Annotated in this window: 23 protein-coding genes; 10 read left to right on the forward strand and 13 right to left on the reverse strand. The window is 67.4% G+C overall.

What is annotated here, in order from left to right; genetic code table 11:
* The first annotated feature begins 23 nt into the window (after positions 1 to 23).
* Together AC1DF4_RS15690 and AC1DF4_RS15695 are read left to right on the forward strand one after the other, a co-directional pair.
* Positions 24 to 572: an RNA polymerase sigma factor gene (locus AC1DF4_RS15690; RefSeq protein ID WP_476913747.1), complete on the forward strand. Its 549-nt coding sequence runs from the start codon at positions 24 to 26 to the stop codon at positions 570 to 572.
* Entirely contained in the window at positions 569 to 1,354 is a 786-nt protein-coding gene (locus AC1DF4_RS15695; RefSeq protein WP_476913748.1) for a hypothetical protein, read from the forward strand. The genes AC1DF4_RS15690 and AC1DF4_RS15695 overlap by 4 nt, the downstream gene beginning before the upstream one ends.
* Positions 1,355 to 1,436: 82 nt before the next feature.
* On the opposite strand, the gene AC1DF4_RS15700 is transcribed toward AC1DF4_RS15695, so the two are convergent.
* The 7 genes from AC1DF4_RS15700 to AC1DF4_RS15730 all read right to left on the reverse strand — a co-directional run bounded on the left by AC1DF4_RS15700 (position 1,437) and on the right by AC1DF4_RS15730 (position 9,400).
* A complete protein-coding gene (locus tag AC1DF4_RS15700; RefSeq protein WP_476913749.1) occupies positions 1,437 to 1,934 on the reverse strand; it encodes a CoA-binding protein in 498 nt (165 codons plus the stop codon).
* The gene (locus AC1DF4_RS15705; protein WP_476913750.1) at positions 1,931 to 3,295 is read right to left on the reverse strand and encodes an O-acetylhomoserine aminocarboxypropyltransferase/cysteine synthase family protein; all 1,365 of its coding nucleotides are present in this window, start codon (positions 3,293 to 3,295) and stop codon (positions 1,931 to 1,933) included. The genes AC1DF4_RS15700 and AC1DF4_RS15705 overlap by 4 nt, the downstream gene beginning before the upstream one ends.
* Positions 3,295 to 4,488 carry a dimethylsulfone monooxygenase SfnG gene (sfnG, locus tag AC1DF4_RS15710; RefSeq protein WP_476913751.1) on the reverse strand — a complete coding sequence of 398 codons (1,194 nt, stop codon included), beginning with the start codon at positions 4,486 to 4,488 and terminating at the stop codon, positions 3,295 to 3,297. Before sfnG ends, AC1DF4_RS15705 begins: the two co-directional genes overlap by 1 nt.
* 9 nt (positions 4,489 to 4,497) lie before the next feature.
* On the reverse strand, positions 4,498 to 6,462 hold the full coding sequence (gene acs, locus AC1DF4_RS15715) for an acetate--CoA ligase (protein WP_476913752.1): 1,965 nt from the start codon (positions 6,460 to 6,462) through the stop codon (positions 4,498 to 4,500).
* Entirely contained in the window at positions 6,453 to 7,364 is a 912-nt protein-coding gene (locus AC1DF4_RS15720) for an ABC transporter permease (protein WP_476913753.1), read from the reverse strand. The genes acs and AC1DF4_RS15720 overlap by 10 nt, the downstream gene beginning before the upstream one ends.
* The gene (locus tag AC1DF4_RS15725; protein ID WP_476913754.1) at positions 7,364 to 8,407 is read right to left on the reverse strand and encodes an aliphatic sulfonate ABC transporter substrate-binding protein; all 1,044 of its coding nucleotides are present in this window, start codon (positions 8,405 to 8,407) and stop codon (positions 7,364 to 7,366) included. Before AC1DF4_RS15725 ends, AC1DF4_RS15720 begins: the two co-directional genes overlap by 1 nt.
* Before the next feature lie 132 nt (positions 8,408 to 8,539).
* Positions 8,540 to 9,400, reverse strand: coding sequence for an ABC transporter ATP-binding protein (locus tag AC1DF4_RS15730; RefSeq protein ID WP_476913755.1), 861 nt, complete (start codon positions 9,398 to 9,400; stop codon positions 8,540 to 8,542).
* Positions 9,401 to 9,787: 387 nt separating this feature from the next.
* Here AC1DF4_RS15730 and AC1DF4_RS15735 point away from each other — a divergent pair, with 387 nt between their 5' ends.
* The 6 genes from AC1DF4_RS15735 (at position 9,788) to AC1DF4_RS15760 (ending at position 12,644) form a co-directional block, all read left to right on the forward strand.
* A complete protein-coding gene (locus tag AC1DF4_RS15735; RefSeq protein WP_476913756.1) occupies positions 9,788 to 10,213 on the forward strand; it encodes a CoA-binding protein in 426 nt (141 codons plus the stop codon).
* 64 nt (positions 10,214 to 10,277) lie between these two features.
* Positions 10,278 to 10,685, forward strand: a complete 408-nt coding sequence (locus AC1DF4_RS15740; protein WP_476913757.1) for an MmcQ/YjbR family DNA-binding protein — start codon at positions 10,278 to 10,280, stop codon at positions 10,683 to 10,685.
* The gene (locus AC1DF4_RS15745; RefSeq protein ID WP_476913758.1) at positions 10,682 to 11,227 is read left to right on the forward strand and encodes a DUF1990 family protein; all 546 of its coding nucleotides are present in this window, start codon (positions 10,682 to 10,684) and stop codon (positions 11,225 to 11,227) included. The genes AC1DF4_RS15740 and AC1DF4_RS15745 overlap by 4 nt, the downstream gene beginning before the upstream one ends.
* Before the next feature lie 11 nt (positions 11,228 to 11,238).
* Positions 11,239 to 11,841, forward strand: a complete 603-nt coding sequence (locus AC1DF4_RS15750; RefSeq protein ID WP_476913759.1) for a hypothetical protein — start codon at positions 11,239 to 11,241, stop codon at positions 11,839 to 11,841.
* A 51-nt stretch (positions 11,842 to 11,892) separates the two neighbouring features.
* Positions 11,893 to 12,210, forward strand: coding sequence for a putative quinol monooxygenase (locus AC1DF4_RS15755; RefSeq protein WP_476913760.1), 318 nt, complete (start codon positions 11,893 to 11,895; stop codon positions 12,208 to 12,210).
* Between the two features lie 140 nt (positions 12,211 to 12,350).
* Complete coding sequence (locus AC1DF4_RS15760; RefSeq protein ID WP_224048425.1) at positions 12,351 to 12,644, forward strand: DUF503 domain-containing protein; 294 nt, start codon at positions 12,351 to 12,353, stop codon at positions 12,642 to 12,644.
* Positions 12,645 to 12,980: 336 nt separating this feature from the next.
* On the opposite strand, the gene purL is transcribed toward AC1DF4_RS15760, so the two are convergent.
* From purL to purS, 3 genes are read right to left on the reverse strand one after another with little or no spacing between them, the layout of a single operon-like run.
* Positions 12,981 to 15,320 (reverse strand): phosphoribosylformylglycinamidine synthase subunit PurL, encoded by a 2,340-nt coding sequence (gene purL, locus AC1DF4_RS15765; protein ID WP_476913761.1) that lies wholly within the window; start codon positions 15,318 to 15,320, stop codon positions 12,981 to 12,983.
* Positions 15,317 to 16,075 (reverse strand): phosphoribosylformylglycinamidine synthase subunit PurQ, encoded by a 759-nt coding sequence (gene purQ / locus AC1DF4_RS15770; protein ID WP_476913762.1) that lies wholly within the window; start codon positions 16,073 to 16,075, stop codon positions 15,317 to 15,319. The genes purL and purQ overlap by 4 nt, the downstream gene beginning before the upstream one ends.
* A 1-nt stretch (position 16,076) precedes the next feature.
* A complete protein-coding gene (purS, locus tag AC1DF4_RS15775; protein ID WP_056427643.1) occupies positions 16,077 to 16,328 on the reverse strand; it encodes a phosphoribosylformylglycinamidine synthase subunit PurS in 252 nt (83 codons plus the stop codon).
* Positions 16,329 to 16,627: 299 nt separating this feature from the next.
* Between purS and AC1DF4_RS15780 the strand changes: the two genes are divergently transcribed.
* Complete coding sequence (locus AC1DF4_RS15780; RefSeq protein WP_476913763.1) at positions 16,628 to 16,813, forward strand: hypothetical protein; 186 nt, start codon at positions 16,628 to 16,630, stop codon at positions 16,811 to 16,813.
* A gap of 350 nt (positions 16,814 to 17,163) precedes the next feature.
* Entirely contained in the window at positions 17,164 to 20,361 is a 3,198-nt protein-coding gene (locus AC1DF4_RS15785) for a S8 family serine peptidase (RefSeq protein WP_476913764.1), read from the forward strand.
* Between the two features lie 97 nt (positions 20,362 to 20,458).
* Here AC1DF4_RS15785 and AC1DF4_RS15790 read toward each other — a convergent pair whose 3' ends face one another.
* Genes AC1DF4_RS15790 through AC1DF4_RS15800 form a run of 3 tightly spaced genes read right to left on the reverse strand, consistent with a single transcriptional unit; the run spans position 20,459 to position 22,342 of the window.
* Positions 20,459 to 20,839, reverse strand: coding sequence for a serine protease inhibitor (locus AC1DF4_RS15790; RefSeq protein WP_476913765.1), 381 nt, complete (start codon positions 20,837 to 20,839; stop codon positions 20,459 to 20,461).
* On the reverse strand, positions 20,836 to 21,816 hold the full coding sequence (locus tag AC1DF4_RS15795) for a 3-methyladenine DNA glycosylase (protein WP_476913766.1): 981 nt from the start codon (positions 21,814 to 21,816) through the stop codon (positions 20,836 to 20,838). The genes AC1DF4_RS15790 and AC1DF4_RS15795 overlap by 4 nt, the downstream gene beginning before the upstream one ends.
* Positions 21,791 to 22,342 carry an SSI family serine proteinase inhibitor gene (locus AC1DF4_RS15800; protein WP_476913767.1) on the reverse strand — a complete coding sequence of 184 codons (552 nt, stop codon included), beginning with the start codon at positions 22,340 to 22,342 and terminating at the stop codon, positions 21,791 to 21,793. Before AC1DF4_RS15800 ends, AC1DF4_RS15795 begins: the two co-directional genes overlap by 26 nt.
* Positions 22,343 to 22,353: the final 11 nt, after the last annotated feature.

A 22,353-nucleotide genomic window follows, 5' to 3' on the forward strand; every position in this document is an offset into this window, starting at 1 on the left:
GCAGTAACCGGAAGGACAGCCTCTTGGCAGAACAGCTAAGCGATGACGAATTGTCAGCAGCCTTAGCTGGCGACCCATCAGGCTTCAGCGCTGTCTATACCGTCATTTCACCCGCGGTGCTCGGATACTTCCGGGCGCGCGGCGTGGACGACGCCGAGGCGCTCACCCAGGACGTGTTCGTCGATGTCCTGCCGAAACTGGCCAAGGTCACCGGCGGCCACAGCGGCTTGCGGACCTTCATCTTCTCCATCGCCCACGCCAGGCTGGTCGATCACCACCGGCGGTCCGAACGCAGGCCCTACCTGGCCGAATACGATCCCCGGGACGACACCCGTTACGCCGCGTCCGCCGAGGACGAGGCCCTGGGTTCCTTGGGCGGCATTTCCGATTCCCTCTCCCAACTCAATGACGAGCAACGGGAAGTCCTGCTTCTGCGGATCGTCGCGGACCTCTCCATCGACCAGGTGGCCCGCATCATGGACAAGACGCCCGGGGCAATCAAACAGCTTCAACGACGCGGGCTCAGCGCCTTGCGCGAACTCGTCACCGAAAAGGACCACGCAGCATCATGACCGGAACACACGAACCCCAGCAGGATGGCAGCATCCAGGCGATGCTCCGTGATTCCGGACTCGAAGGATCCACCGAGCTCCGCAGCTCGCTGGAGGAGCTCCGCGCACTGGTGCCGGACCGGGCGCCCGCGCCCCGCGCCGACCTCGCAGGGCTGCTGTCCGCCGGCGCCCCCGGCTTCAGCGCCTCCACCTCTTCCGCCGCAGGTTCCCCCGCAACGACGACGACGGCGATGCCCACTGTCGCGTCCGCTCTGGACCACACCGACGAGGCGCTGCCGGCCGGCGTCACGAGCCTCGCCGAGCGTCGCGGCCGGAAGCGCAGGCTGGCAATCGTCGGCGGCGCCGTCGTGGGTGCCATGACCCTCGGGGCCGGCGCTGTGGCGGCCGCCAGCGGGGACTTCCGCGAAAGTATCAACCACACGGTGGGCATCATCTTCCAGCCTTCCGGCAAGACCCCCGATGTGGCCCCGGAGCCCGCCAAGCCCTCGCCGGCGGACATTCCGGCGGCTCCCGTGCCGTCGAAGCCTTCGGGCGCCACCACAACACCGACGGAAGATGGTGTCCCGCAGGCTCCCGAATCCGACGCAGCAGTTCCCGCGAAGCCCGGCGCCGCCACACCGCCTGCCGTGGGCCGCGGCGGAGTCCTTCCGGCGCCGCCGAAGCGTCCGGTCACGCCGGGGATCCCCGGGCTCCCCGGACCGGGCGGGGACCGGGGGCTTCCTTCGAATCCGCTGCCGGAGCCGACCCTTCCCGGCGTGCTTCCCACACTCCCCGCCAGCTAGTCCGTCCGGATCGCCGGTACCGTGCGGGCTCGCCGTTTCGTTACGGCGAGCCCGCACGTTTCCCGCGAGTTCGGCAGACGAACTAGGCCAGGACCTGCCGCTTGGACGAAATGACGCCGGTGTCGAAACCGGCCAGGTGCAGGCCGCCGTGGAATCGGGCATGCTCAATCTTCACGCAGCGGTCCATCACGACGTCGAGCCCGGCGGCTTCCGCTTCCTTCGCGACATCCTCATGCCACGAACCGAGCTGCAGCCACAGCGTCTTGGCGCCGGCCGCGACGGCCTCGTCCAGGACGCCCGGCAGGTCGTCGTGCCTGCGGAACACGTCCACGATGTCCGGGCTCTCCGGCAGGTCAGCGAGCGAGGCGTACGTCGGCTCGCCCAGGATCTCCTTGACCACCGGGTTCACGAAGTACACCTTGTACCGCGTGGAGGACTGCAGGTAGGTCGCCACGAAGTAGCTGGCGCGGGACGGCTTGTCAGAGGCGCCCACAATCGCGATGGACTTCGCCTGCCGCAGCAGGTTCAGCCGATCCGGCGCCGAGGGCCCGGTCCAGGTCCTGGTTTCTTCGCTGCTCATGCGTTTGCTCCGATCGTGCAGGCGGCTGCTTCATCCGACCCGGCCGGAAGTGCCTCCGCGTCGGGTTCCACGGTCTCCAGTGACGCGGCGTCCAGCGCCTGGTCGAGGTCCCAGAGGATGTCCTCGATGTCTTCGAGACCGATCGAGATGCGGACCAGGTCCTCGGGGACTCCGGCGGACTCGAGCTGTTCGGGGCTGAGCTGCTGGTGGGTGGTGGAGCCGGGGTGGATCACGAGGGTGCGTGAGTCGCCGACATTGGCCAGATGCGAGGCCAGCTGCAGTGACTCGATGAACTTCTGGCCCGCGGTACGGCCGCCCTTCACACCGAAGGAGAAGACGGATCCGGGACCCAGTGGCAGGTACTTTTGCGCCCGTTCGAAGTGCGGGTGCGAGGGCAGACCGGAGAAGTTCACATAGGCGACGCGCTCGTCCGCCTCCAGCCATTCGGCCACGGCCTGGGCATTCCGGAGGTGTTCGTCGAGGCGCTGCGGGAGGGTCTCGACGCCCTGCAGCAGCTGGAAGGCCGACTGCGGGGACAGTGCGGGGCCGATGTCGCGCAGCTGCTCGCAACGGAGCTTGGTGAGGAAGCCGTACTCGCCGAAGTTGCCCCACCAGGAGACGTTGCCGTAGGAGGCCACCGGTTCGGTCATGGTGGGGAACTTGCCGTTGCCCCAGTTGAAGCGGCCGCTTTCGACGATCACGCCGCCGAGGGTGGTGCCGTGCCCGCCGAGGAACTTGGTGGCGGAGTGGATCACAATGTCCGCCCCGTGCTCGATCGGCCGCACGAGGTACGGCGTGCTCAAGGTGGCGTCGACGACGAGCGGGATGCCGGCGTCGTGCGCCACTTTCGCCAGCCCCTCCAAGTCCTGGACTTCCGAGGACGGGTTGGCCACCACCTCGACGAAGATCGCCTTGGTGTTTTCCCGGACCGCGGCGGCGTAATCCGCAGGGTCGGTGCCGGGAACGAACGTGGTGTCCACGCCGAAGCGGCGCAGCGTGACGTCGAGCTGGGTCACCGTGCCGCCGTACAGCTGGGAGGCCGCGACGATGTGGTCGCCGGCCTGGGTGAGCGCGGCGAACGTGATGAATTCCGCGGCCATGCCCGAGGACGTGGCCACCGCGCCGATGCCGCCCTCGAGGGAGGCGATGCGCTCCTCGAACGCGGCCACCGTGGGGTTGCCGATCCGGGAGTAGATGTTGCCGTACTTCTGCAACGCGAAGAGGTTGGCGGCGTCCTGGGTGTCCTTGAACACGAAGGACGTCGTCTGGTAGATCGGCACGGCGCGGGCGCCGTGCTCGGCGTCGGGAGTGCCGCCGGCGTGCAGGGCGCGGGTGCGGAAACCGAACTTGCGGTCAGCCATTATGCCGCCACCCCTACGTTTGCCGCCGGCGTGCCGGACAGGTCAAGTTCTGTGCCGTGTTTGCGGGCCAGGTCCCCTTCGAGTTCGCGGACGATCGGCAGGATGTCCTGGCCGAACGCGGCGACCTCCTCCTGGAAGTGCAGGTAGCCGGTGAGGAACAGGTTCACGCCGATCTTCTTGTACTCCACGATCCGCTCGGCGATCTGCTCCGGGGTGCCGATCAGTTGGGTCTTGAAACCGTCGTTGTACTGGACCAGGTCCTCGAAACTCGAATCGGCCCACATGCCCTTGCCGTCCTTCGTTGCTGCCCCGGCCTCCTGGACCGCGGCGCGGAACCCCTCGACGGCGGGTTTGTGCGCCTTCTCGACGATCTCACGGAGGGTGTCGCGGGCTTCCTTCTCGGAATCGCGGGCGATGACGAAGCCGTTCAACCCGAACCTGGGGGCGGGGAGGGCGCCATCGGTGCCACGCGTGGTCTCGCCGGACGCGGCCACAACACCGGCGATGTTCTCCTTGAACCCTTCGAGGTCCTTGCCGTTGGAGAAGTACCAGTCGGCCACGCGGCCGGCGGTGGCCTGCGCCGCGGTGGAGTTGCCGCCGAAGAAGATCTCGGGGTGCGCCCGGCCCGGCACGTCCACCGGGGCAGGCTGCAGGGTGAAGTTGTTGATGTTGTAGTACTTGCCGGACTGGCTGTAGTCCTGCTCGGTCCAGAGCCCGCGGAGGACCTTGATGAATTCCTCGGTGCGGACGTAGCGCTCGTCGTGTTCAAGCCATTCGAGGCCGAAGTTGGTGAACTCGTCCTTGAGCCAGCCGGAGACGATGTTCACGGCGGCGCGGCCGTTGGAGATGTGGTCCGCGGTGATGATGAATTTCGCCAGGACGCCGGGGTGCCACATGCCCGGGTGCACGGCGGAAATCACCTTCAGCCGCTCGGTGGCGGCCAGCAGCGCGAGGCTGAACGAGGTGGCCTCGTGCTGCTTGTCCGCGCCGTAGGAGGCGGCGTAGCGGGTCTGGGTGAGGGCGTATTCGAAGCCGGAGTTTTCCGCGATCCGGGCGAGTTTCTTGTTGTAGTCGAAGTCCCAGCCGGTGCGCTGTTCGATGGTGGAAACCACCAGGCCGCCGGAAACATTCGGAACCCAATAGGCGAACTTGAGCGGTTCGGAGAGACGGGCGACGTTGCTGATGTCAGTCATGGGAGTTCCTTACTTCGGGGTGTTGCGGATCCGCAGGACATCCTGGATGCCCGCGATGGATGGTTCGTTCTGGAGTGAGGTGGTGTCACCGAGCCCGGTGCCCTCGAACAGTTGGGTCAGCAGCCGGCGCATGATCTTGCCGCTGCGCGTCTTCGGCACATCAGGAACGACGACGACGTCGCGCGGCTTGGCGATCGGACCGATCTGCGTCGCGACGTGGGCCTTCAGTTCGAACGCGATGTCCTCGGTTGCCGCCGAATCCTTCAACACTACGAAGGCGACGATCGCGTGGCCGGTCTTCGGGTCCGCGACCGGGCACACACCGGCCTCCACGACGTCCGGGTGGGAGACGAGGGCCGATTCGATCTCGATCGTGGAGAGCAGGTGTCCCGAGACGTTGAGGGTGTCATCCACGCGCCCGAGGATCCAGATGTCGCCGTCGTCGTCGTACTTGGCGCCGTCCCCGGCGAGGAACCAGCCCCGGTCCGCGTACTGGCGCCAGTAGGAGTCGAAGTAGCGCTGCGGGTTGCCCCAGACGGTGCGGGCGATGGCGGGGCCGGGGGCGTCCACCACGATGAAGCCCTGGACGCCGGGCGGGACCGTGTTGCCGGCCTCGTCCACGATCCGGGTGCCGACGCCGGGCAGCGGCCGGGCGGCGCAGCCGGGCTTGAAGTCCGTGTCCGTGGGTGCAGGGGAGAGGATGGTGGCGCCGGTTTCGGACTGCCACCAGGTGTCGACCACCGGGGCGGTGCCGGCCCCCACGTTCGCCCGGAACCAGCGCCACGCCTCCGGGTTCACGGCCTCGCCCACGGTGCCGAGCAGGCGGATGGAGGAGAGGTCGTACGTGTCCGGAACGCCGTCCGGGAACCAGCCCATCAGCGAGCGGACCAGGGTGGGCGCGGTGTAGTACTGCGTCACGCCGTAGCGTTCGATGATCTCGAAGTGCCGGCCCGGGTGCGGGGTGTTGGGCGTGCCCTCGAAGATCACCTGCGTGGCGCCGTTGGAGAGCGGGCCGTAGAGCTCATAAGTGTGCGCGGTGACCCAGGCGAGGTCCGCCGTGCACCAGTGGACGTCCCGGTCGCGGAGCGCGGGGTCCGGGTTGCTGAAGAGGTGCTCGAAGCTCCAGGACGCCTGTGTGAGGTAGCCGCCGGAGGTGTGGACCAGGCCCTTGGGCTTCCCGGTGGTGCCGGAGGTGTACATGATGAACAGCGGCGTCTCGGCGTCGAACGCTTCGGCGTCGTGGACGTCGGCGGCGGTCCCGACGGCGTCATGCCACCAGACGTCGCGGCCGGCGGTCATCGGGACCGTGTCCAGGAGCTCCGGTGCTGTGGTGCGGTTGACCACCAGGACGTGCTCGATGGCGTTGTCCCCGGACACGGCGGCATCCGCGTTGTCCTTGACCGGCACGGCCGCGCCGCGGCGGAACTGGCCGTCGGTGGTGACCAGCAGTTTGGCGCCGGTGTCCTCCACCCGGAACTTGAGCGCCTCGGCGGAGAAGCCCCCGAAGACCAGCGAGTGGATGGCGCCGATGCGGGCCACGGCAAGGGTGATGATCACGGTTTCGGGGATGACCGGGAGGTAGACGACCACCCGGTCGCCCCTGGTGATGCCGAGGCCCAGCAGCGCGTTGGCGGCCTTGGAGACCTCGCGCTGCAGTTCGGCATAGCTGATGGTGCGGCGGTCGCCCGGCTCGCCCTCGAAGTGCAGGGCCACCTTGTCCCCGCGTCCCGCCGCTACATGGCGGTCGACGCAGTTGTGGGCGACGTTGAGCTTTCCGCCTTCAAACCAGGTGATGTCCGGGCCGATGCCGGCGCCGACGTCGGCCGGGACGCGGCGGTGCGCGGTGCTCCACGGTTTGTCCTGCCCGGGCACGTCCTCCCAGTCGAGGCGGAGGGCGGCCGCCTCCCAGAAGGCGAGGCGCTCCTCTTCTGTGACAGGAACGCTGGCCGGGGCGGTTTGGATGGCTACGCCCATCGTTTCACCGCCCATTTCTCGGCCAGGCCCAGCAGGGCGTCGGTGGTTTTTCCGATCACGGCGAGGAGCACGATGGCCAGCAGGAGCCGGTCGGTGCGGCCGTTGTTCTGCGAGTCCGTGAGCAGGAACCCGAGTCCCATCGAGGAGGCGATGAGTTCGGCGGCCACCAGGAACAGCCACGCCTGGGCCAGCGCGAGCCGGAGGCCGGAGAAGACGGCCGGCACCACGGCCGGAAGCTGCACCGTGGTCAGCAGCTTGACGCCTTTGAGCCCGAACGCGCGCGCGGCTTCCACCAGGTTCCGGTCCACGTGGCGCAGCGCCAAGGAGACGGTGGTGAACACGGGGAAGAAGGCGCCGATCAGGATCAGCGTGATCTTGGAATCCTCGCCGATCTTCATCCAGAGTATGAGCAGCGGCACCCACGCCAGGGACGGTACCGCGCGGAGGGCGCCGACAGTCGGCGCGAGCAGGGCGTCCGCGAACCTGGACAGGCCCACCAGGGATCCGAGAACCAGCCCGAGGCTCGCTCCGGCGGCGAAACCAATCAGCACACGCTGGGTGGAGATCGCGATGTGCTGGCCGAGCTGCCCCCGCTGCAGGAGGTCGAGTCCGGCCTCCAGCACCATGGCCGGCGGCGGGAGCTGGACAATGCTGAACACCCCGGCAGCCGTCGAGAGCTGCCAGGCGGCCAGCACCGCGCCGGGAATGATCAGTCCAAGGAGCAGACGCGCCCAGCCGGTGGCCAGGATCCCGGCGGGGGACCATCCGTTCGCCGGGGAGCCACCCGCACCCATAACGGGGGAGCTCGGCTGGGCGGCGTCTGCTGGAGTTGCGGGGACGGCTGCAGCGCGCCCGTCCGCAACACTGTTGCCGGTGACGGCGGAATTCCTGGGCGGTGCCATCAGGAATCCTTGATGGCGGACGCGTCCGCCTTCTTCACCAGCGAGTCATCGAGAAGGGAGGCGACGGCGTCGTCGATCTGCTGCTGGCTCGCGACGTCGCCGGTCTCCACAAATGTGGGGCCGATCTTCTCCAGGACCTTGCGCTGCGCCTCGCCCGGTGCCGGGTCGACGTTGAGGTTGCTGCGCTCCAGCACCACGGTCTTCGCGACGGCGAGGTCCAGGCCAGCAGCTTCGGCGAGGATCTGAGCAGTCTCGTCCGGGTTGGCCGCGGCCCACGCACGGGCCTTCTCGTAGGCGTTGACGACGGCCTGCGCCAGCTTCGGCTTGTCCTTCAGGAAGGATTCCGTGGCGTTCAGGAAGCCATAGGTGTTGAAGGAGAGGTTCCGGTAGAAGAGCTTGGCACCCTTCTGCTCCGCACCGGCCATGATCGGGTCCAGGCCCGACCAGGCATCCACCGAGCCGTTTTCCAGCGCGGCACGGCCGTCGGCGTGCTGCAGGTTCTGAACTGTGACGTCCGTGGCGGAGATCCCGGCTTCGGAGAGCGACTGAAGCAGGAAGAAGTACGGGTCCGTTCCTTTAGTCGCGGCCACCGACTTGCCCTTGAGGTCAGCCACGGTGGTGATGCCGGAGGACCCTTTCGCCACCAGCGCCGCCCATTCCGGCTGGGAGTAGATGTCGATGGTCTTGATCGGGGAACCGTTGGCGCGGGCCAGCAGTGCCGCCGAACCGGCCGTGGAACCGACGTCGATCGCGCCGGAGCGCAGCGCCTCATTGGCCTTGTTGGACCCGGCGGACTGGACCCAATTGACGGTGACGCCCTGGTCCTTCAGGGCGGCTTCAAGCCAGCCCTTCTTCTTGATGACCAGGCTCAGCGGGTTGTACGTGGCGAAATCGATGTTGAGCGTGCCGCTCTCGACGCCGGCGCTTGCCGCGGCCGACCCGCCTGAACCCTCACCTGCGACGCAGCCCGTGAGGACGAGGACGGCGGAGAAGGCGGCGGCGCCGATGACGGACCGGCGGGTGGCTTTGCGGGCGAATGACATGGGACTCCTCTGAGGAATGAAGCGATTGACGCGAAAGGCGGACGGACGTGGCGGGTGGAAAGGCGGGCGGCCGCAGCCGCGGCTGCGGCGCTCCTGGCGGGGGAACGCGGAGGGACCCGGCCGGCGTGGCGGCTAATGGCCGTCGACGCCGAGGGTCTCCAGGAGCGACGCCCGCAACCGGGCGAGTTCCACTGAACCGCGGTCCCGGGGGCGCTCGCCGGGCACGCTCACAGTGCGGACGATCGTCGCCCCGGGCAACGCGGCGGCTGAATCCGCACCGGCGTCGGCCTCCTTGCCCAGGACGATGATGCGGTCGGCAAGCTGGAGGGCCTCGTCGACGTCGTGGGTCACCAGCAGCACCGTGGTGGGTTCGGCGCGGTGGATGTCCAGCAGCAGGTCCTGCATCTTGATCCGCGTCAGCGCGTCCAGCGCGCCGAACGGTTCATCGAGGAGCAGGACGCCGGGGTTGCGCGCGAGTGCCCTCGCCAGGGAGGCGCGCTGTGCCATGCCTCCCGAGACTTCGCGGGGACGGTGCCCGGCGAAGTCGGTCAGCCCCACGAGGTCGAGCAACCGGGCCACTTTTGCCTTGCCGTCCCTGGCACTGACCCCCTTCGGCAGTCCGATCGCGATATTGGCCTGCAGGGTGTGCCACGGCAGGAGGCGCGGTTCCTGGAAGGCGAAGGCGCAGCGGGAGTCGATCCCTTGGACGGGCATGCCGTCGATATCGACGCTGCCGGCACTGGGGGAGTCCAGCCCGGCGGTGGCCCGGAGCAGCGTGGACTTGCCACAGCCCGAGGTGCCGAGAATCGCCAGAACCTCGCCAGCACGGATCTCGAAGTCCACGTCGCGCAGGACGGTGTGGGAGTCTGCCCCGCTACCGAAGGCTCGGCGCAGGGAACGGAAGGCAACCGGCAGGGCCGGTGTGCGGGTGGCGGCAACGGCGGAGGCAGCCAGGGGCGCCTCGGCAGCGGAGGAGGACAGGACAGCAGTCATAGGAATACTCCATCGGTCCTGGCAGTAGCACCCTACGGAATGAGCCTTTGGTCCGGGTGGTCAGTCCGGTGGTTCCCTTGGCTCCATACCTTGCTATCGCCGGTATCCAGGGAGGGATGACGGCGACCAGGGTTGCTGCGGCTTCATCGATCCAGGTCTCTCGGCCGCTCGGGATGGTCGTTCCCCACTAAATCGGAATCGGCACTTTTTCCCAAATGGGAAGGTTTTCCTGCGTAATATTCGGACTCGCCGCCCCATTGGAGCAGGCGCCAGTCACTTGTTCGACAGTTGGATCTCCACCGAGGGCCCGACGTCGGGAAAATGCCGCGGCGGGCCGCGCGCAGGCTCTTCCCGCCCCGCCGGAAGCGCGGCGGATAGGCTGTCCACATGGCCCACGTCAACGATCCGGCAGTCCTGGAAAAACTCATGCGCACCAAGGGGCGGTGGGCCATTGTCGGCCTGTCCACGAATCAATGGCGTGCCGCCTACGATACGTCCCTGTTCATCCGGGACCGGCTCGGGATGGAGATCATCCCGGTGAATCTGCTCGCTGATCCCGTGCATGGGGAGGCCGGCTACGCCACCTTGGCCGATATCCCGGCTGAGAAGCAGCCGATCGACGTCGTCGACTGTTTTGTGAATTCCCAGAAAGTGGGGGCCGTGGTGGATCAGGCGATTGCCGTCGGCGCTAAGGCGGTCTGGATGCAGCTGGGTGTCATCGATGAAGCGGCGGCCGCCCGCGCGAAGGCCGCCGGCCTCGACGTCATCATGAACGCCTGCCCGGCGCAGGACGCCCGGCGCTTCGGCCTCTGACGGCTCTTCCGGTGGAGCAGGACGAGCCCTGCAAAATGTCCGGGCCGGCCAGTAGGCTCGGACCATGGATGTAGTTGCACTCCGGGGAATTTGCCTTGGCTTTCCCGGCGCCTTCGAGGACTTCCCGTTCGGACCGGAGACGTCCGTCTTCAAGGTGCGGGCCGCAGTTTCCGGCAGTGCCGGCCACGCAGCCAAGATGTTCGCACTGTCCGCGATGGACCACCACGATTTCGCCGTGAGCCTGAAATGCGAGCCTGCCCTGGCCGAGCAGCTGCGCGCCGCCCACCCGGAAATCACCGGGGCGTGGCACATGAACAAAAAACATTGGAACGGAGTCCGCCTGGACGGGTCCCTGCCCGATTCGATGGTGCGCGACATGGTCGAGGACTCGTACGACCTCGTGGTGGCTTCGCTGAGCCGGCGCCAACAGGAACAGCTGGGCTGGGCGCGGCTGGCCGGCGGCCAGGGGTGAACGCGCGGATCGCGGCCGGGGAGCTGAACTATGAAGGGATCGGGTCCACCGAGCATGGCCCGCCGCCCGCAGACGCCGACTGCCTGGTCACCCACGCCTTTGTCGGCGAGGGCATGGCCACGTATCGCCGCGTGGTCCAGGGCATGCTGACCTGGCAGTTGCAGAAACTTGCAGGGCTGCGGGTCCGCGCGGAGTCCGACGTCGTGGTCCCCGGCACGCGCGTGGTGAGCGGCTTCGGCGTCGGGCCGTTCCGGCTCAATGCTCCCTGCGAGGTCGTCTGGGTCCGCCGGCCGGTGCCCGGCGGCGCCCCGCAGTCCGCCGGGTTCGGTTACGGGACCCTCCCCGGGCATCCGGTCCGGGGTGAGGAAGCGTTCGAGATTTCCATCGATGCAACGGGCCGGGTCCTGATCCACATCACGGCCTTCGGCGGGCCGTCCAACTGGTTCTACGCGGCAGGCGGCGCCCTGACGAAGCGGGCTCGGGGCCACATCACTTCCCGATACATTAGGAGTGCACAGGAACTGGCCGCAGGTGTGGACTGAGAGCAGGCACAATGCTGAATCAACAGACCCTTGACCAACTATGGAACTTCGATGACCCCGCCGTTTCGGAAGCCCGCTTCCGCGCGGCAGTATCCGAGGACCGCTACGACGCCGACGAACGGGCCGAACTCACCACCCAGCTGGGGCGGGCCATCGGGCTGCAGGGCCGGTACGAGGAAGCCGACGCGCTGCTGGACGCGATCGACGGCGACGAGCCCACCGTGGCCGTCCGGGTGCTCCTTGAACGCGGGCGGGTGCTGAACTCCAGCGGCCACGCGGAAATGGCCGTACCGCTTTTTGAACAGGCCGCCGAACTCGCGGACCATCTGGGCGAGGAATTCCTGGCCGTGGATGCCCTGCACATGCTGGCCATCGCCGACTCAGCCCACGCCGAAATCTGGACCCGCAGCGCCCTGGAGTACGCCTCGACCGTGCACGACGAGCGGACCAAGCGGTGGCTCGTGGCCTTGCACAACAACCTAGGCTGGACCCTGCACGACGCAGGCCGCTGCACGGAGGCGATGGTCGAATTCCAGCTCGCGGAGCAGTGGGCCGAACGCGTCGGCACCCTGCGGCAGCAGGAACTGGCCAGGGAGGCGGTCCAGGCCTGCTGAGCCTCCTGCAAGAATGGAACACCGTCCCCCCGCACCGAAAGGCACTTTCCCGTGATCTTCATTGTCGTCAAATTCAAGGTCAAGCCCGACTGGTCAGAGCGCTGGCTCGGCCTCGTGGAGGACTTCACCCAGGCCACCCGCCGGGAGCCCGGCAACCTCTGGTTCGACTGGTCCCGCAGTGTGGAGGACCCCAACGAGTTCGTCCTGGTCGAGGCTTTCAAGGACGACGCCGCCGGGGACCACGTCAACAGCGCCCACTTCAAGCAGGCCATGGCGGACATGCCGCAGGCCCTGCTGGAGACACCCCGGATCATCAGCCGCCAGTTCGACGGGGACGGCTGGGACCGGATGGGCGAACTCACCATCTAACCCCGATCGACTGCTCCCCACCGGTTCCCTCGCCTCGCAAGCTCGGCCAGGGAACCCTGCCGGCGTGGGCCCAGCCGCCCTTTTGAGCCCTCAAAACGGCGCCTGGGCCGGTGGGGAGCAACCGATGTAAAAATTGAGGCATGTGGATCGGTTGGATTGAATTCGATGTCCTCCTCGGCGATGTCCACAGCCTGAAGGAGAAACGCTCCGTGGTGCGCCCGGTGCTGGCCGAGCTCAAGCGCCGCTTCGACGTCTCCGTGACCGAGGCCGGCCTGCAGGACCAGTACCGGCGCGCCCTGATTGGCGTGGGGCTGGTCGCGGCGGACCGGGCGCACCTCGTCGAGGTGCTGGCCGCCGTCGAACGCTTCGTGGCGGCGCGGCCGGAACTGGAACTGCTCAGCGCCCGCCAGCGAGAACTCCGCAGCGACGACTAACTAACCCCCATCGAGTGCTCCCCACCGGCTCCCTCGCCTCGCAAGCTCGGCCAGGGAACCCTGCCGGCGTGGGCCCAACGCCCTCTTGACGCCTCAAAACGGCACTTATGGAGCAGCGGATGGCAAGGTGTGGATAACTTCTGCGGGGCTGGCGCGGTTCTGGTCTCATGAAGCCATGAAAACCGCGCGCACGCTGCCGGACGATTTCCACGGACGACCCTTCACCGTTGCCGAAGCGCTTCCGGGCCGTTAAACCACAACGACTGCTCCGCAACTGCCGTTCTGAGGGTTCAAAAGGGCGGTTGCGGAGCAGTCGATGGTGCGGTGGGTGGGACGTTACCCGAAGTACTTCGGCAGGGTGGCCTCGTGGGCTTCGCGGAGGGACTCGAGGTTCATGGTCTCGACGCCGTTGATCTCCAGCGTGCCGCCCTCGGCGTCCACCACGCCGATCCGGATGTGTGCGAAACCGCGCGCGGTGCACATGTCCTTGAAGCGGATCTCCTCGGAGCGGGGCACGGCCACGATGGCTCGGCCCTGCGTCTCGGAGAACAGTGCGGTGAACAGGTCCACGCCGTCGCGGTCCAGGACGTCCTGCAGGGCGATCCGGGCACCGACGCCGTAGCGCAGCGAGGACTCCACGAGGGCAGCCGCGAGGCCGCCTTCGGAGAGGTCGTGGGCGGCGTCCACCATGCCGTCGCGGGAGGCGTTGATCAGGATCTCGCCCAGTTCGCGTTCGGCCGCGAGGTCAACCTTGGGCGGCAGCCCGCCGAGGTGTCCGCGCATGTTGGACCATTCCGAACCGTCCAGTTCCGCCGCCGTCGTGCCCAGCAGGTAGATGGCCTGGCCGTCTTCCTTCCAGCCCGACGGCGTGCGGCGCGCGACGTCGTCGAACTTGCCGAGCACGGCCACGACGGGGGAGGGGTGGATGGGGGTGGTGCCGGTCTGGTTGTACAGCGAGACGTTGCCGCCGGTGACCGGGATGCCCAGGACCATGCAGGCGTCGGACAGGCCGCGGATGGCTTCGGCGAGCTGCCACATGACGTCGGGATCCTCGGGGGAGCCGAAGTTCAGGCAGTCGCTGACGGCCATGGGCACGGCGCCGGAGGTGGCGACGTTGCGGTACGCCTCGGCCAGGGCCAGCTGCGCGCCGTGGTACGGATCGAGGTAGGTGTAGCGGCCGTTGGCGTCAGTGGCCAGGGCCACGCCCAGGCCGGTTTCCTCGTCCACCCGGACCACGCCGGCGTCGTCCGGGAACGCCATCGCCGTGTTGCCGCCGACGTAGCGGTCGTACTGGTTGGTGATCCAGGACTTGCTGCACATGTTCGGCGAGGCCACGAGCTCGGTGACGGCTGCGGCCAGTTCCGCGGGGGCGGAAGGGCGGCCGGCGTCCTGCACGGAGCCGGTGAACGCGTCGGCCTGGACTGCGTCCTGCCACTCGGGGCGGGCGTACGGACGGTCGTAGACCGGGCCGTCGTGCGCCACGGTGCGCGGGTCGACGTCGACGATGACTTCGCCTTCCCACGTGATGATGAGGCGGCCGGTGTCGGTCACCTCGCCCAGCCAGGAGTACTCCACGGCCCACTTGTCCATGACCGCTTCAAACGCGGCGATGTTCTCGGGGGTGACGACGGCCATCATGCGTTCCTGCGACTCCGACATCAGGATTTCGCCCGGGGTCAGGGTGGGGTCGCGCAGCAGGACGGAGGTCAGTTCGACTTCCATGCCGCCGTCGCCGTTGGAGGCGAGCTCGGACGTGGCGCAGGAGATGCCTGCGGCGCCGAGGTCCTGGATGCCCTCAACCAGTGAGCCCTTGAACAGCTCGAGGCAGCACTCGATCAGGACCTTCTCCGCGAAGGGGTCGCCCACCTGGACGGCGGGGCGCTTGGACGGTTTGGTGTCGTCGAAGGATTCCGAGGCCAGCACGGAGGCGCCGCCGATGCCGTCGCCGCCGGTGCGGGCGCCGAAGAGCACCACCTTGTTGCCCTTGCCGGAGGCGTTGGCGAGGCGGATGTCCTCGTGCCGCATGACGCCGACGGCCAGGGCGTTGACCAGCGGGTTGCCCTGGTACACCGCGTCGAAGACCATTTCGCCGCCGATGTTCGGCAGGCCAAGGGAGTTCCCGTAGCCGCCGATGCCGGCCACGGCGCCGTGCATGACGCGGGCCGTGTCCGGGTGGTCAATGGCCCCGAAGCGCAGCGGGTCCATCACCGCGACCGGGCGTGCGCCCATGGAGATGATGTCGCGGACAATGCCGCCGATGCCGGTCGCGGCGCCCTGGTAGGGCTCCACGAACGACGGCGAGTTGTGGGACTCGATCTTGAACGTCACGGCCCAGCCGTCGCCCAGGTTGGTGACACCGGCGTTTTCGCCGATGCCCACGAGCATGTCCTTCTTCATCTCCTCGGTCACCTTTTCGCCGAACTGGCGCAGGTGGTTCTTCGAGGATTTGTAGGAGCAGTGCTCGCTCCACATCACGGAGTACATGGCGAGCTCGGCGCCGGTCGGGCGGCGGCCCAGGACCTTGACGACCTCGTCGAATTCGTTCTGCTTCAGGCCCAGCTCGGCCCAGGGGAGCTCCACGTCCGGGGTCTTGGCCGCGTTCTCGACGGTGTCGATATTGAACTTCTTGGTCTCGGTGGCGGTGCCTGCCGTCCGGCCGGTCGACGTCTCCGTCATTTGTTGTCTCCCACGATTTTGTTCAGGACAGAGGTGAAGAAGCCGAGGCCCTCGGTGCCGGAGCCCTCTTCGGGGCCGAACCCGGCCTCCACGGCGTGCTCCGGGTGCGGCATGAGGCCCACCACGTTGCCCGCGGCGTTGGAGATGCCGGCGATGTCGCGGCGCGAGCCGTTCGGGTTCCAGCCGACGTAGCGGAACACCACACGGCCCTCCGCCTCCAGGGCGTCCAGGGTCTTCTCGTCCGCGATGTACTGGCCGTCCTGGTTTTTCAGCGGCACGGTGATTTCCTGGCCGACGGCGTAGTCCCCGGTCCACGCGGTGGAGTTGTTCTCCACGCGCAGGACCTGGTCGCGGCACATGAACTTCAGGTGATCGTTCTTGATCATCGAGCCGGGGAGCAGGTGCGATTCGGTGAGGATCTGGAAGCCGTTGCAGATGCCCAGGACAGGCAGCCTGGCGTCCGAGTTGGCGGCGTCGATGATCCTGGACATCAGCGGCGCGAACCGGGAGATGGCGCCGGCGCGGAGGTAGTCGCCGTAGGAAAAACCGCCGGGAATGACGACGGCGTCGACGTCACTGAGGGTGGTGTCTGCGTGCCAGAGGGCCACGGGGGTGGCGCCGGCCAGGCGGACGGCACGGACGGCGTCGCGGTCGTCCAGGGTGCCGGGGAAGGTGACGACGCCGATCTTGGCACCAGCGAGCTGCGGGTGCGCCGCGACGGCGATGGCCTCGCCGATCAGGGGGAGTTCAGTCATCTCAGGCCTCGACGACCTCGACGTTGACGACGTCCTCGATGACCGGGTTGGACAGCAGGGTCTCTGCCGCGTTCCGGGCCTGGGCCAGGATTTCCTCGGTCACCTCGCCGTCGACCGTGAGTTCAAAACGCTTTCCCTGACGGACCGCGCTGAAAGCGGTGAAGCCCAGCCGGGGGAGTGCTCCCACGATGGCCTTCCCCTGCGGGTCGAGAATCTCGGGCTTGGGCATGACGTCGACAACGATCCGGGGCATCCGGCAACTCCTGTGCGTGAGCATTGGGTAAGGGCGCAGCGGAGGGTGCCGTCTCACGCCGATCCGCTGTGTGTGAGGACAGTGTGTTAAATACAGCGTGAAAGGGCGCTCCGCGAGCTTGCATCCCCATTCTACCGGCCGCGGTGCGTCCGGCCGCATTCGGCCGGGAGTGTGAACGGTGCCCGCCCCGATGCCGGGGGCGGCAGGCCGGGCGCGATCCCCTGCGGACGGCCTCATCACGCGGTGTGACCTGCGACGACGCTATGGCCACCCCGGTGCCCCGTCAGTAGCATGTGCTTATGTCTGAGAAATCGAAATCCGTGCTGTTGCCCGTTGTTGCCGCCGCCGTCTTCGCGGGTCTCGGACGGATGGTCCTGCAGAAGATCAAAGCGGACCGCAAGGCCCGGGCGAGTAACGTGGCCGGGCCGCTCGATGAGAAGACCCGCGCCTGGATCAGCGAAGTTGTCCGGACGCCCCGGCAGTAAGCGGCAGCAGGCGGCCCGGAGCGGCCCGGCGCCGTCTGTGGGTGGCCGTGGGGTTGTGCGCGGAGACTCCACGTGGCTTCACCACCCGCTTTCGGCCGTCAACCGCGGGGGTTTTGTCGAGTTGCGTGACAAATTTTTATTTCCTCTTTGTGTTCTATGTCATATCTCACTCTCAGTCTGTACTGTATGAATCGGCTGGTATCCGTCGGGGCCCTGAGAGTCTCAGCTCTTTCTGTCCCGCCAGTCCTTTGACCCGGCAGCAACGTCGGGACCGTTCCTTATGAAAGGTTCAACCACACGTGAATACACCAGGAAAGAGCTTCCTTCGAAGCGGGGGACTCCGGAGGGCCGTGGCACTGACCCTGGGCTTGCCGGTGCTCTTGTCAACAGTTGCGATCTCGCCCGCCACCGCGGCCCCAGCACATGGCTCCACCGCAGCGTCGGTTGCCCAGAAGAATCTGGATCCCAACAGCTACAAGGACGGCCGTTACATCGTCGTCCTGGCCGAGAAGCCGGCGGCCACCTACGACGGCGGGACGCCCGGACTTGCGGCAACGAAGCCGCAGTCGGGCAAGAAGCTCGACACGAACAAGGCCGAAGTCAAGAAGTACGAGGCGCACCTCGAAAAGAAGCAGGCAGAAGTTGCCGGCCAGCAGAACGTCCAGATGAAGCGGCAGTTCACCGCGGCCGTCAACGGCTTCAGCGCGAACCTGACGGCCGATCAGGCCATCAAACTGGCCAAGAACCCCGGCGTGCTGGTCGTTGCCCCGGACGCGGAAAACGCTCCGGACTACTCCAGCACCGACTTCCTGAAGCTCAGCGGCCCCAACGGCACCTGGAACACGAAGTTCGGCGGCCAGGATGCCGCCGGCAAGGGTGTCGTCGTCGGCGTCATCGACACTGGCTACACCCCCTCCAGCCCCTTCTTTGCCGGCGAACAGGTCCAGTCCCTCGTCGGCGACCCTGTCGTGGGCGTGCCCTACCGCACCGACGACGGCAAGATTGCAATGCTCAAGTCCGACGGCGACACGTTCGTCGGTGAGTGCCAGAAGGGTGAAGGCACAGGCGCCGACTTCGACGGCTCCGCCTGTAACTCCAAGGTCCTGGCTGCGCACTACTTCGCCGAGGACTTCCTCAAGTACGTGACCCCTGACAAGCGCTCCCCGATCGAGAAGATCTCGCCGGTCGACGTCGCCAGCCACGGCACGCACACGGGCAGCACGGCCGTCGGCAACGCCAATGTCGAGACCTTCGTCGACGGCCGCAGCTTCGGCCTCACGAGTGGCATCGCCCCCGCGGCCAAGCTCGCCGTCTACAAGGTCTGCTGGGAAGATACCGACCCGAACACCGGCGGTTGCTACAGCTCCTCGTCGGTTGCCGCAATCGACCAGGCCATCTACGACGGCGTCGATGTCCTGAACTACTCGATCTCCGGCTCCACGACCACCACCACGGATCCGGTAGCCATGGCGTTCCTGTCCGCAGCCTCCGCCGGAATCTTCGTCGCGGCCTCTGCCGGCAACTCCGGCCCCACCGCCAGCACCGTCAACCACGGTGCACCGTGGGTCACCACGGTCGCCGCCAGCAGCTTTTCCCAGGAGCTGCAGGGCACCGTTGAATTCTCGGACGGCAGCAAGTTCCGTGGCGCCAGCATCATGAACCGCGAAGTCAAGGGTGCCGGCGTCGTGCTGGCTGCCAATGCGGCCATCACGGCCGGAAACGCGAATGCGGCCCTCTGCGGTCCGGACACTCTGGACCCCGCCAAGGTCGCCGGCAAGGTCGTGGTCTGTGACCGCGGCGTCTTTGACCGTGTCGCCAAGAGCGCCGAAGTCCAGCGTGGCGGCGGCGTCGGCATGATCCTGGTGAACCTCAGCAACTCCTCGCTGGACACGGACAAGCACTCCGTCCCCACCGTCCACGTGAACCCGCCGGCTACCGAGACCATCAAGGCCAAGGTCACGGCCAACCCGGCCATCACCGTGTCCCTGGTCAACAAGGACACCACCGGCCTGGCGCTTGAGGCCCAGCCGCAGATCGCAGGATTCTCTTCCCGCGGCCCGCTGCTGGCAACCGGATCCGACCTGCTGAAGCCCGACGTTTCCGCTCCCGGCGTGGCGGTTCTGGCCGGCGTATCGCCGATCGGCACGGGCGGGGACAACTTCGGATTCATGTCCGGCACCTCCATGGCCGCCCCTCATGTGGCCGGCTTCGGCGCCCTGATCCTGGGCAAGAACCCGAACTGGTCCCCTGCGACGGTCAAGTCCGCGATGATGACCACCGCTGGTGATGTCAAGAATGCCGACGGCAGCAAGAACACGGATGTCCTCGCCACCGGTGCGGGCCAGGTCGACCCGGCCCGCGTGCTGGATCCGGGCCTGGTCTACGACGCCAACAGCGACGACTACCTGAAGTTCATCCAGGGCACCGGAGTCGATCTCGGCATGCCGGGTCTGGGCTCCACGAAGGCCCGCGACATGAACGTCCCGTCCTTCTCGCTGGGCAACCTGACCGGCAAGATCGAGGTCACGCGCACCCTGACGGCGCTGACCCCGGGCACCTACCGGGTCAAAACCGACGTCCCGGGCGTCAAGGTCACCGTGACCCCGTCCATCCTGACCTTCGGCACGGCCGGTGAGAAGAAGTCGTTCAAGGTGTCCTTCGAAAACCAGAATGCAGCCCTGGGCAAGTTCGCCATGGGTTCGCTGACCTGGCAGGGTGCCAACAAGAACGTCACGTCCCCGATTGCGGTCCGCCCGCAGTCGGTGGTCACGTCCAAGGATGTTGCCTTCACCTCCGAGGGCGGCACCGGCTCCGGTGACCTTAATGTTGTCTCCGGCACCAACAACCCGATCAGCATGACCCTCGACGGCCTGTCCAAGGCGGACTCCTCCGCTATTGAACTGGTTCCCGGCCCGGGAGTCCTGGGGGCGACCAATGCCTCGAACTTCGCCAAGGATGTCAAGGTTCCGGCGGGCAGCCCGCTGGCCAAGCTCTCGGTCTACTCCGCGGACCCGAACGCCGACTACGACATGTACGTGGTAAACCCGGCCAACCAGCTGATCCAGGTGGCAACCTCGTCCGCGAGCGAGTCACTCTCCATCCCCAACCCGGCCCCGGGAACCTACCGGATCTTCGTGCACCTGTACGACAGCCCCAACGGCCAGGCCACCAAGGCAAGCGTTGATGCGGCGATCCTGGGCGCCAACGTCGGCAATGCGACGCTGACGCCCAGCCCGCTGCGGCTCGCCAACGGCAAGTCCGGCGTCGTCACGATGAACTGGAAGAATCTGGCGGCCGGTTCGTACATCGGACGGGTGACCTTCGCCGGTGCCAGTGAGCCGACCTTTGTCAGCGTGCTGGTCAATTCGTCCGGCGCAGTCGTCGTTCCGCCGACATCCGAGGACCAGGACAGCAACGACGGTCCCGGTGACAGCGGCGACGACGGCAAGAAGGACAAGAAAGAAAAGAAGGAAAAGGGCAAGAAGGTGAAGCAGGAGAAGGGCAAGATCCAGTACGAGGAGCTTGCCGGTCCGAACAACGCCATCTAGGCGCGGTTCCAGCCTGACAGCAACGGCAATGGCCGGCGGTTCCCACCGCCGGCCATTGCCGTTTAACGTCCCGGGCCGCCAGTTGGCGGCTGTCGTCCTAGATTGCTCCGGTGGAACCGGCAATCCCGCCCAGCAACGGCGCCATGGCACGCCACCGGGCAATCTCGCAGCCGTCGGTGCGGCTGAACTGGCTGGCGACCTCCCGGCCCAGGAACCAGCCGGTCACCACAGCCACCTGCGGGCCTCCGTACTGTTGGGTGCACATCTTCGGCGGACCGGGCTTGGGGAAGAAGATGTCCTCCCCGTGCTGCTCCACTGCCGCGAGGGCGGCCGCGGAATCCGGCAGCGTGCACTCCTCGGCGAGGGCGCCGCCGCTGGCCGCCAGCCGGAACACGTATTCCGGGGCCTCCGGCGCCTCCGTCAGGCGGACGGTCAGGTCGATCTCGTGGCGGCGGTGACTGTCGTGAGCGGCTGTCATAGCGGTCCTTCCGTTCTTTCGGGGGCGGGGTTCCGTCCGGAGCCCGTCAACTGGAGCGCGGGCGACAGCTCCCGCAGGAGACGCTGCCGCAGCTCCTGCGATTCGGCGGAAAAAGCCCGCTGGTGCTCGACGTACTCGGCCTTGCCTTCGGGGGTCTCGATCAGGATGGCGGGATAGCCCCACGCGTTCAAGTCGTACGGGGACGCCTGCATGTCCATGGCCCGGATCCGCCAGGAGAGCTCGAAGCAGTCCATCACCAGCTCGCTGGGGAGCAGCGGCGCCAGTTTGTAGGCCCACTTGTACAGGTCCATGTTGGCGTGCAGGCAGCCCGGCTGTTCCATGGTCCGTTGGTTCTCCCGGCTCGGCTCCAGGCTGTTCAGCGGGACGGCGTCCGGGGTGTAGAAGCGGAAGGCGTCGAAGTGCGAGCAGCGGATCCGGTTGTCCTCGACCACCTGATCGGTCCGTTCGGAGCCGAGCCGCAGCCGGAGGTATTCGTGCCGGAGCTCGAACTTGTCCTGCCGGTAGACCATCGCCCATTCGTGCAGCCCGAAGCAGCCGAACTGGGCCGGCCTCGCGGCCGTCCCGGCCAGGATGATCCCGGCGAACTGCAGGGCGTCCCGCCGGTCCCGCGCGAACGCTTCGACGTCGACCGTGGCGGCGGGGGTGCCCGCGGGCAGCCCGGCGGCGGCGAGTTCGCCGTCGTCGGGCACGCGGTAGTACTTCCAGCCCCCGCGCTCTGCCGCGGCAGGACCGGAGAGCACGATGCCGGCGCCCGCGTGCCAGCGCAGCAGCTGGCCCGGTTTCTGCGTGTAGTAAGTGAAGAGGAAGTCCTCGACCGGGTGTTTCTGGCCCGCCGACCTCCGGGCGAGGTAGGGGTCGGCATAGCGCCGGACGCGCGCCTGATGGGCGGCCTGGCGGGTCGACCAGTCGTCCTGCCGGAGGTGTTGCAGCTTAGACAGCTCCGCCGGTGGTGCCAAGGACGTCCTTGGCGGCGTTCCAGGTGGCGATCTCGCAGCCGTCGCGCAGGCTGAAGTTAGCTTCGACAGGCTGGCCGTCCACGACGCCCGTCACTGTTGCCACTTGCGGGCCGCCGTACTGCATGGTGCACGCCTGGTCCGTGGGCCGGGGCGCGGGGCTGAGGATCGCCGCGTTGGTTTTCAGGGCGAGGCAGGCGGCGGCAGCGTCGGGATGCTGGCTTTCAGCTGAAGGGACGCCGTCCACGCACACGAGGGTGAAGTTCTCCGGGGTGCCGGTCTCGGAAGGCTTGACCATGATCGCGAGTTCGGCGTCGCCTTGCCCGGGCCCGGAGGTTACGGGTGCGGCGGACGGCGAGGGGGCAGGAGTCTTGGTTTCGGTGTCCGGTGACGGGGTGACCGTCGCGGACGGGCTCGCCGTGCCAGTGGGGGCGGTGGCTGTTGGAGCGGGACCGCCGCCTGGTGAGCAGGCTGCCAGTCCGGCCGCCACCATCAGAACCAAGGCCGCGTGTCTCACTTGCTTGCGCATTAGCTGTCCTC

It is taken from the genome of Arthrobacter sp. 05N429, assembly GCF_056397045.1.

Bases quoted from the DNA above. Each gene is read 5' to 3' on its own strand.
- AC1DF4_RS15695 (WP_476913748.1), top strand. From the start codon at position 569: ATGACCGGAACACACGAACCCCAGCAGGATGGCAGCATCCAGGCGATG.
- AC1DF4_RS15700 (WP_476913749.1), bottom strand. From the start codon at position 1,934: ATGAGCAGCGAAGAAACCAGGACCTGGACCGGGCCCTCGGCGCCGGAT.
- AC1DF4_RS15705 (WP_476913750.1), bottom strand. From the start codon at position 3,295: ATGGCTGACCGCAAGTTCGGTTTCCGCACCCGCGCCCTGCACGCCGGC.
- sfnG (WP_476913751.1), bottom strand. From the start codon at position 4,488: ATGACTGACATCAGCAACGTCGCCCGTCTCTCCGAACCGCTCAAGTTC.
- acs (WP_476913752.1), bottom strand. From the start codon at position 6,462: ATGGGCGTAGCCATCCAAACCGCCCCGGCCAGCGTTCCTGTCACAGAA.
- AC1DF4_RS15720 (WP_476913753.1), bottom strand. From the start codon at position 7,364: ATGGCACCGCCCAGGAATTCCGCCGTCACCGGCAACAGTGTTGCGGAC.
- AC1DF4_RS15725 (WP_476913754.1), bottom strand. From the start codon at position 8,407: ATGTCATTCGCCCGCAAAGCCACCCGCCGGTCCGTCATCGGCGCCGCC.
- AC1DF4_RS15730 (WP_476913755.1), bottom strand. From the start codon at position 9,400: ATGACTGCTGTCCTGTCCTCCTCCGCTGCCGAGGCGCCCCTGGCTGCC.
- AC1DF4_RS15735 (WP_476913756.1), top strand. From the start codon at position 9,788: ATGGCCCACGTCAACGATCCGGCAGTCCTGGAAAAACTCATGCGCACC.
- AC1DF4_RS15740 (WP_476913757.1), top strand. From the start codon at position 10,278: ATGGATGTAGTTGCACTCCGGGGAATTTGCCTTGGCTTTCCCGGCGCC.
- AC1DF4_RS15750 (WP_476913759.1), top strand. From the start codon at position 11,239: ATGCTGAATCAACAGACCCTTGACCAACTATGGAACTTCGATGACCCC.
- AC1DF4_RS15760 (WP_224048425.1), top strand. From the start codon at position 12,351: ATGTGGATCGGTTGGATTGAATTCGATGTCCTCCTCGGCGATGTCCAC.
- purL (WP_476913761.1), bottom strand. From the start codon at position 15,320: ATGACGGAGACGTCGACCGGCCGGACGGCAGGCACCGCCACCGAGACC.
- purQ (WP_476913762.1), bottom strand. From the start codon at position 16,075: ATGACTGAACTCCCCCTGATCGGCGAGGCCATCGCCGTCGCGGCGCAC.
- purS (WP_056427643.1), bottom strand. From the start codon at position 16,328: ATGCCCCGGATCGTTGTCGACGTCATGCCCAAGCCCGAGATTCTCGAC.
- AC1DF4_RS15780 (WP_476913763.1), top strand. From the start codon at position 16,628: ATGTCTGAGAAATCGAAATCCGTGCTGTTGCCCGTTGTTGCCGCCGCC.
- AC1DF4_RS15790 (WP_476913765.1), bottom strand. From the start codon at position 20,839: ATGACAGCCGCTCACGACAGTCACCGCCGCCACGAGATCGACCTGACC.
- AC1DF4_RS15800 (WP_476913767.1), bottom strand. From the start codon at position 22,342: ATGCGCAAGCAAGTGAGACACGCGGCCTTGGTTCTGATGGTGGCGGCC.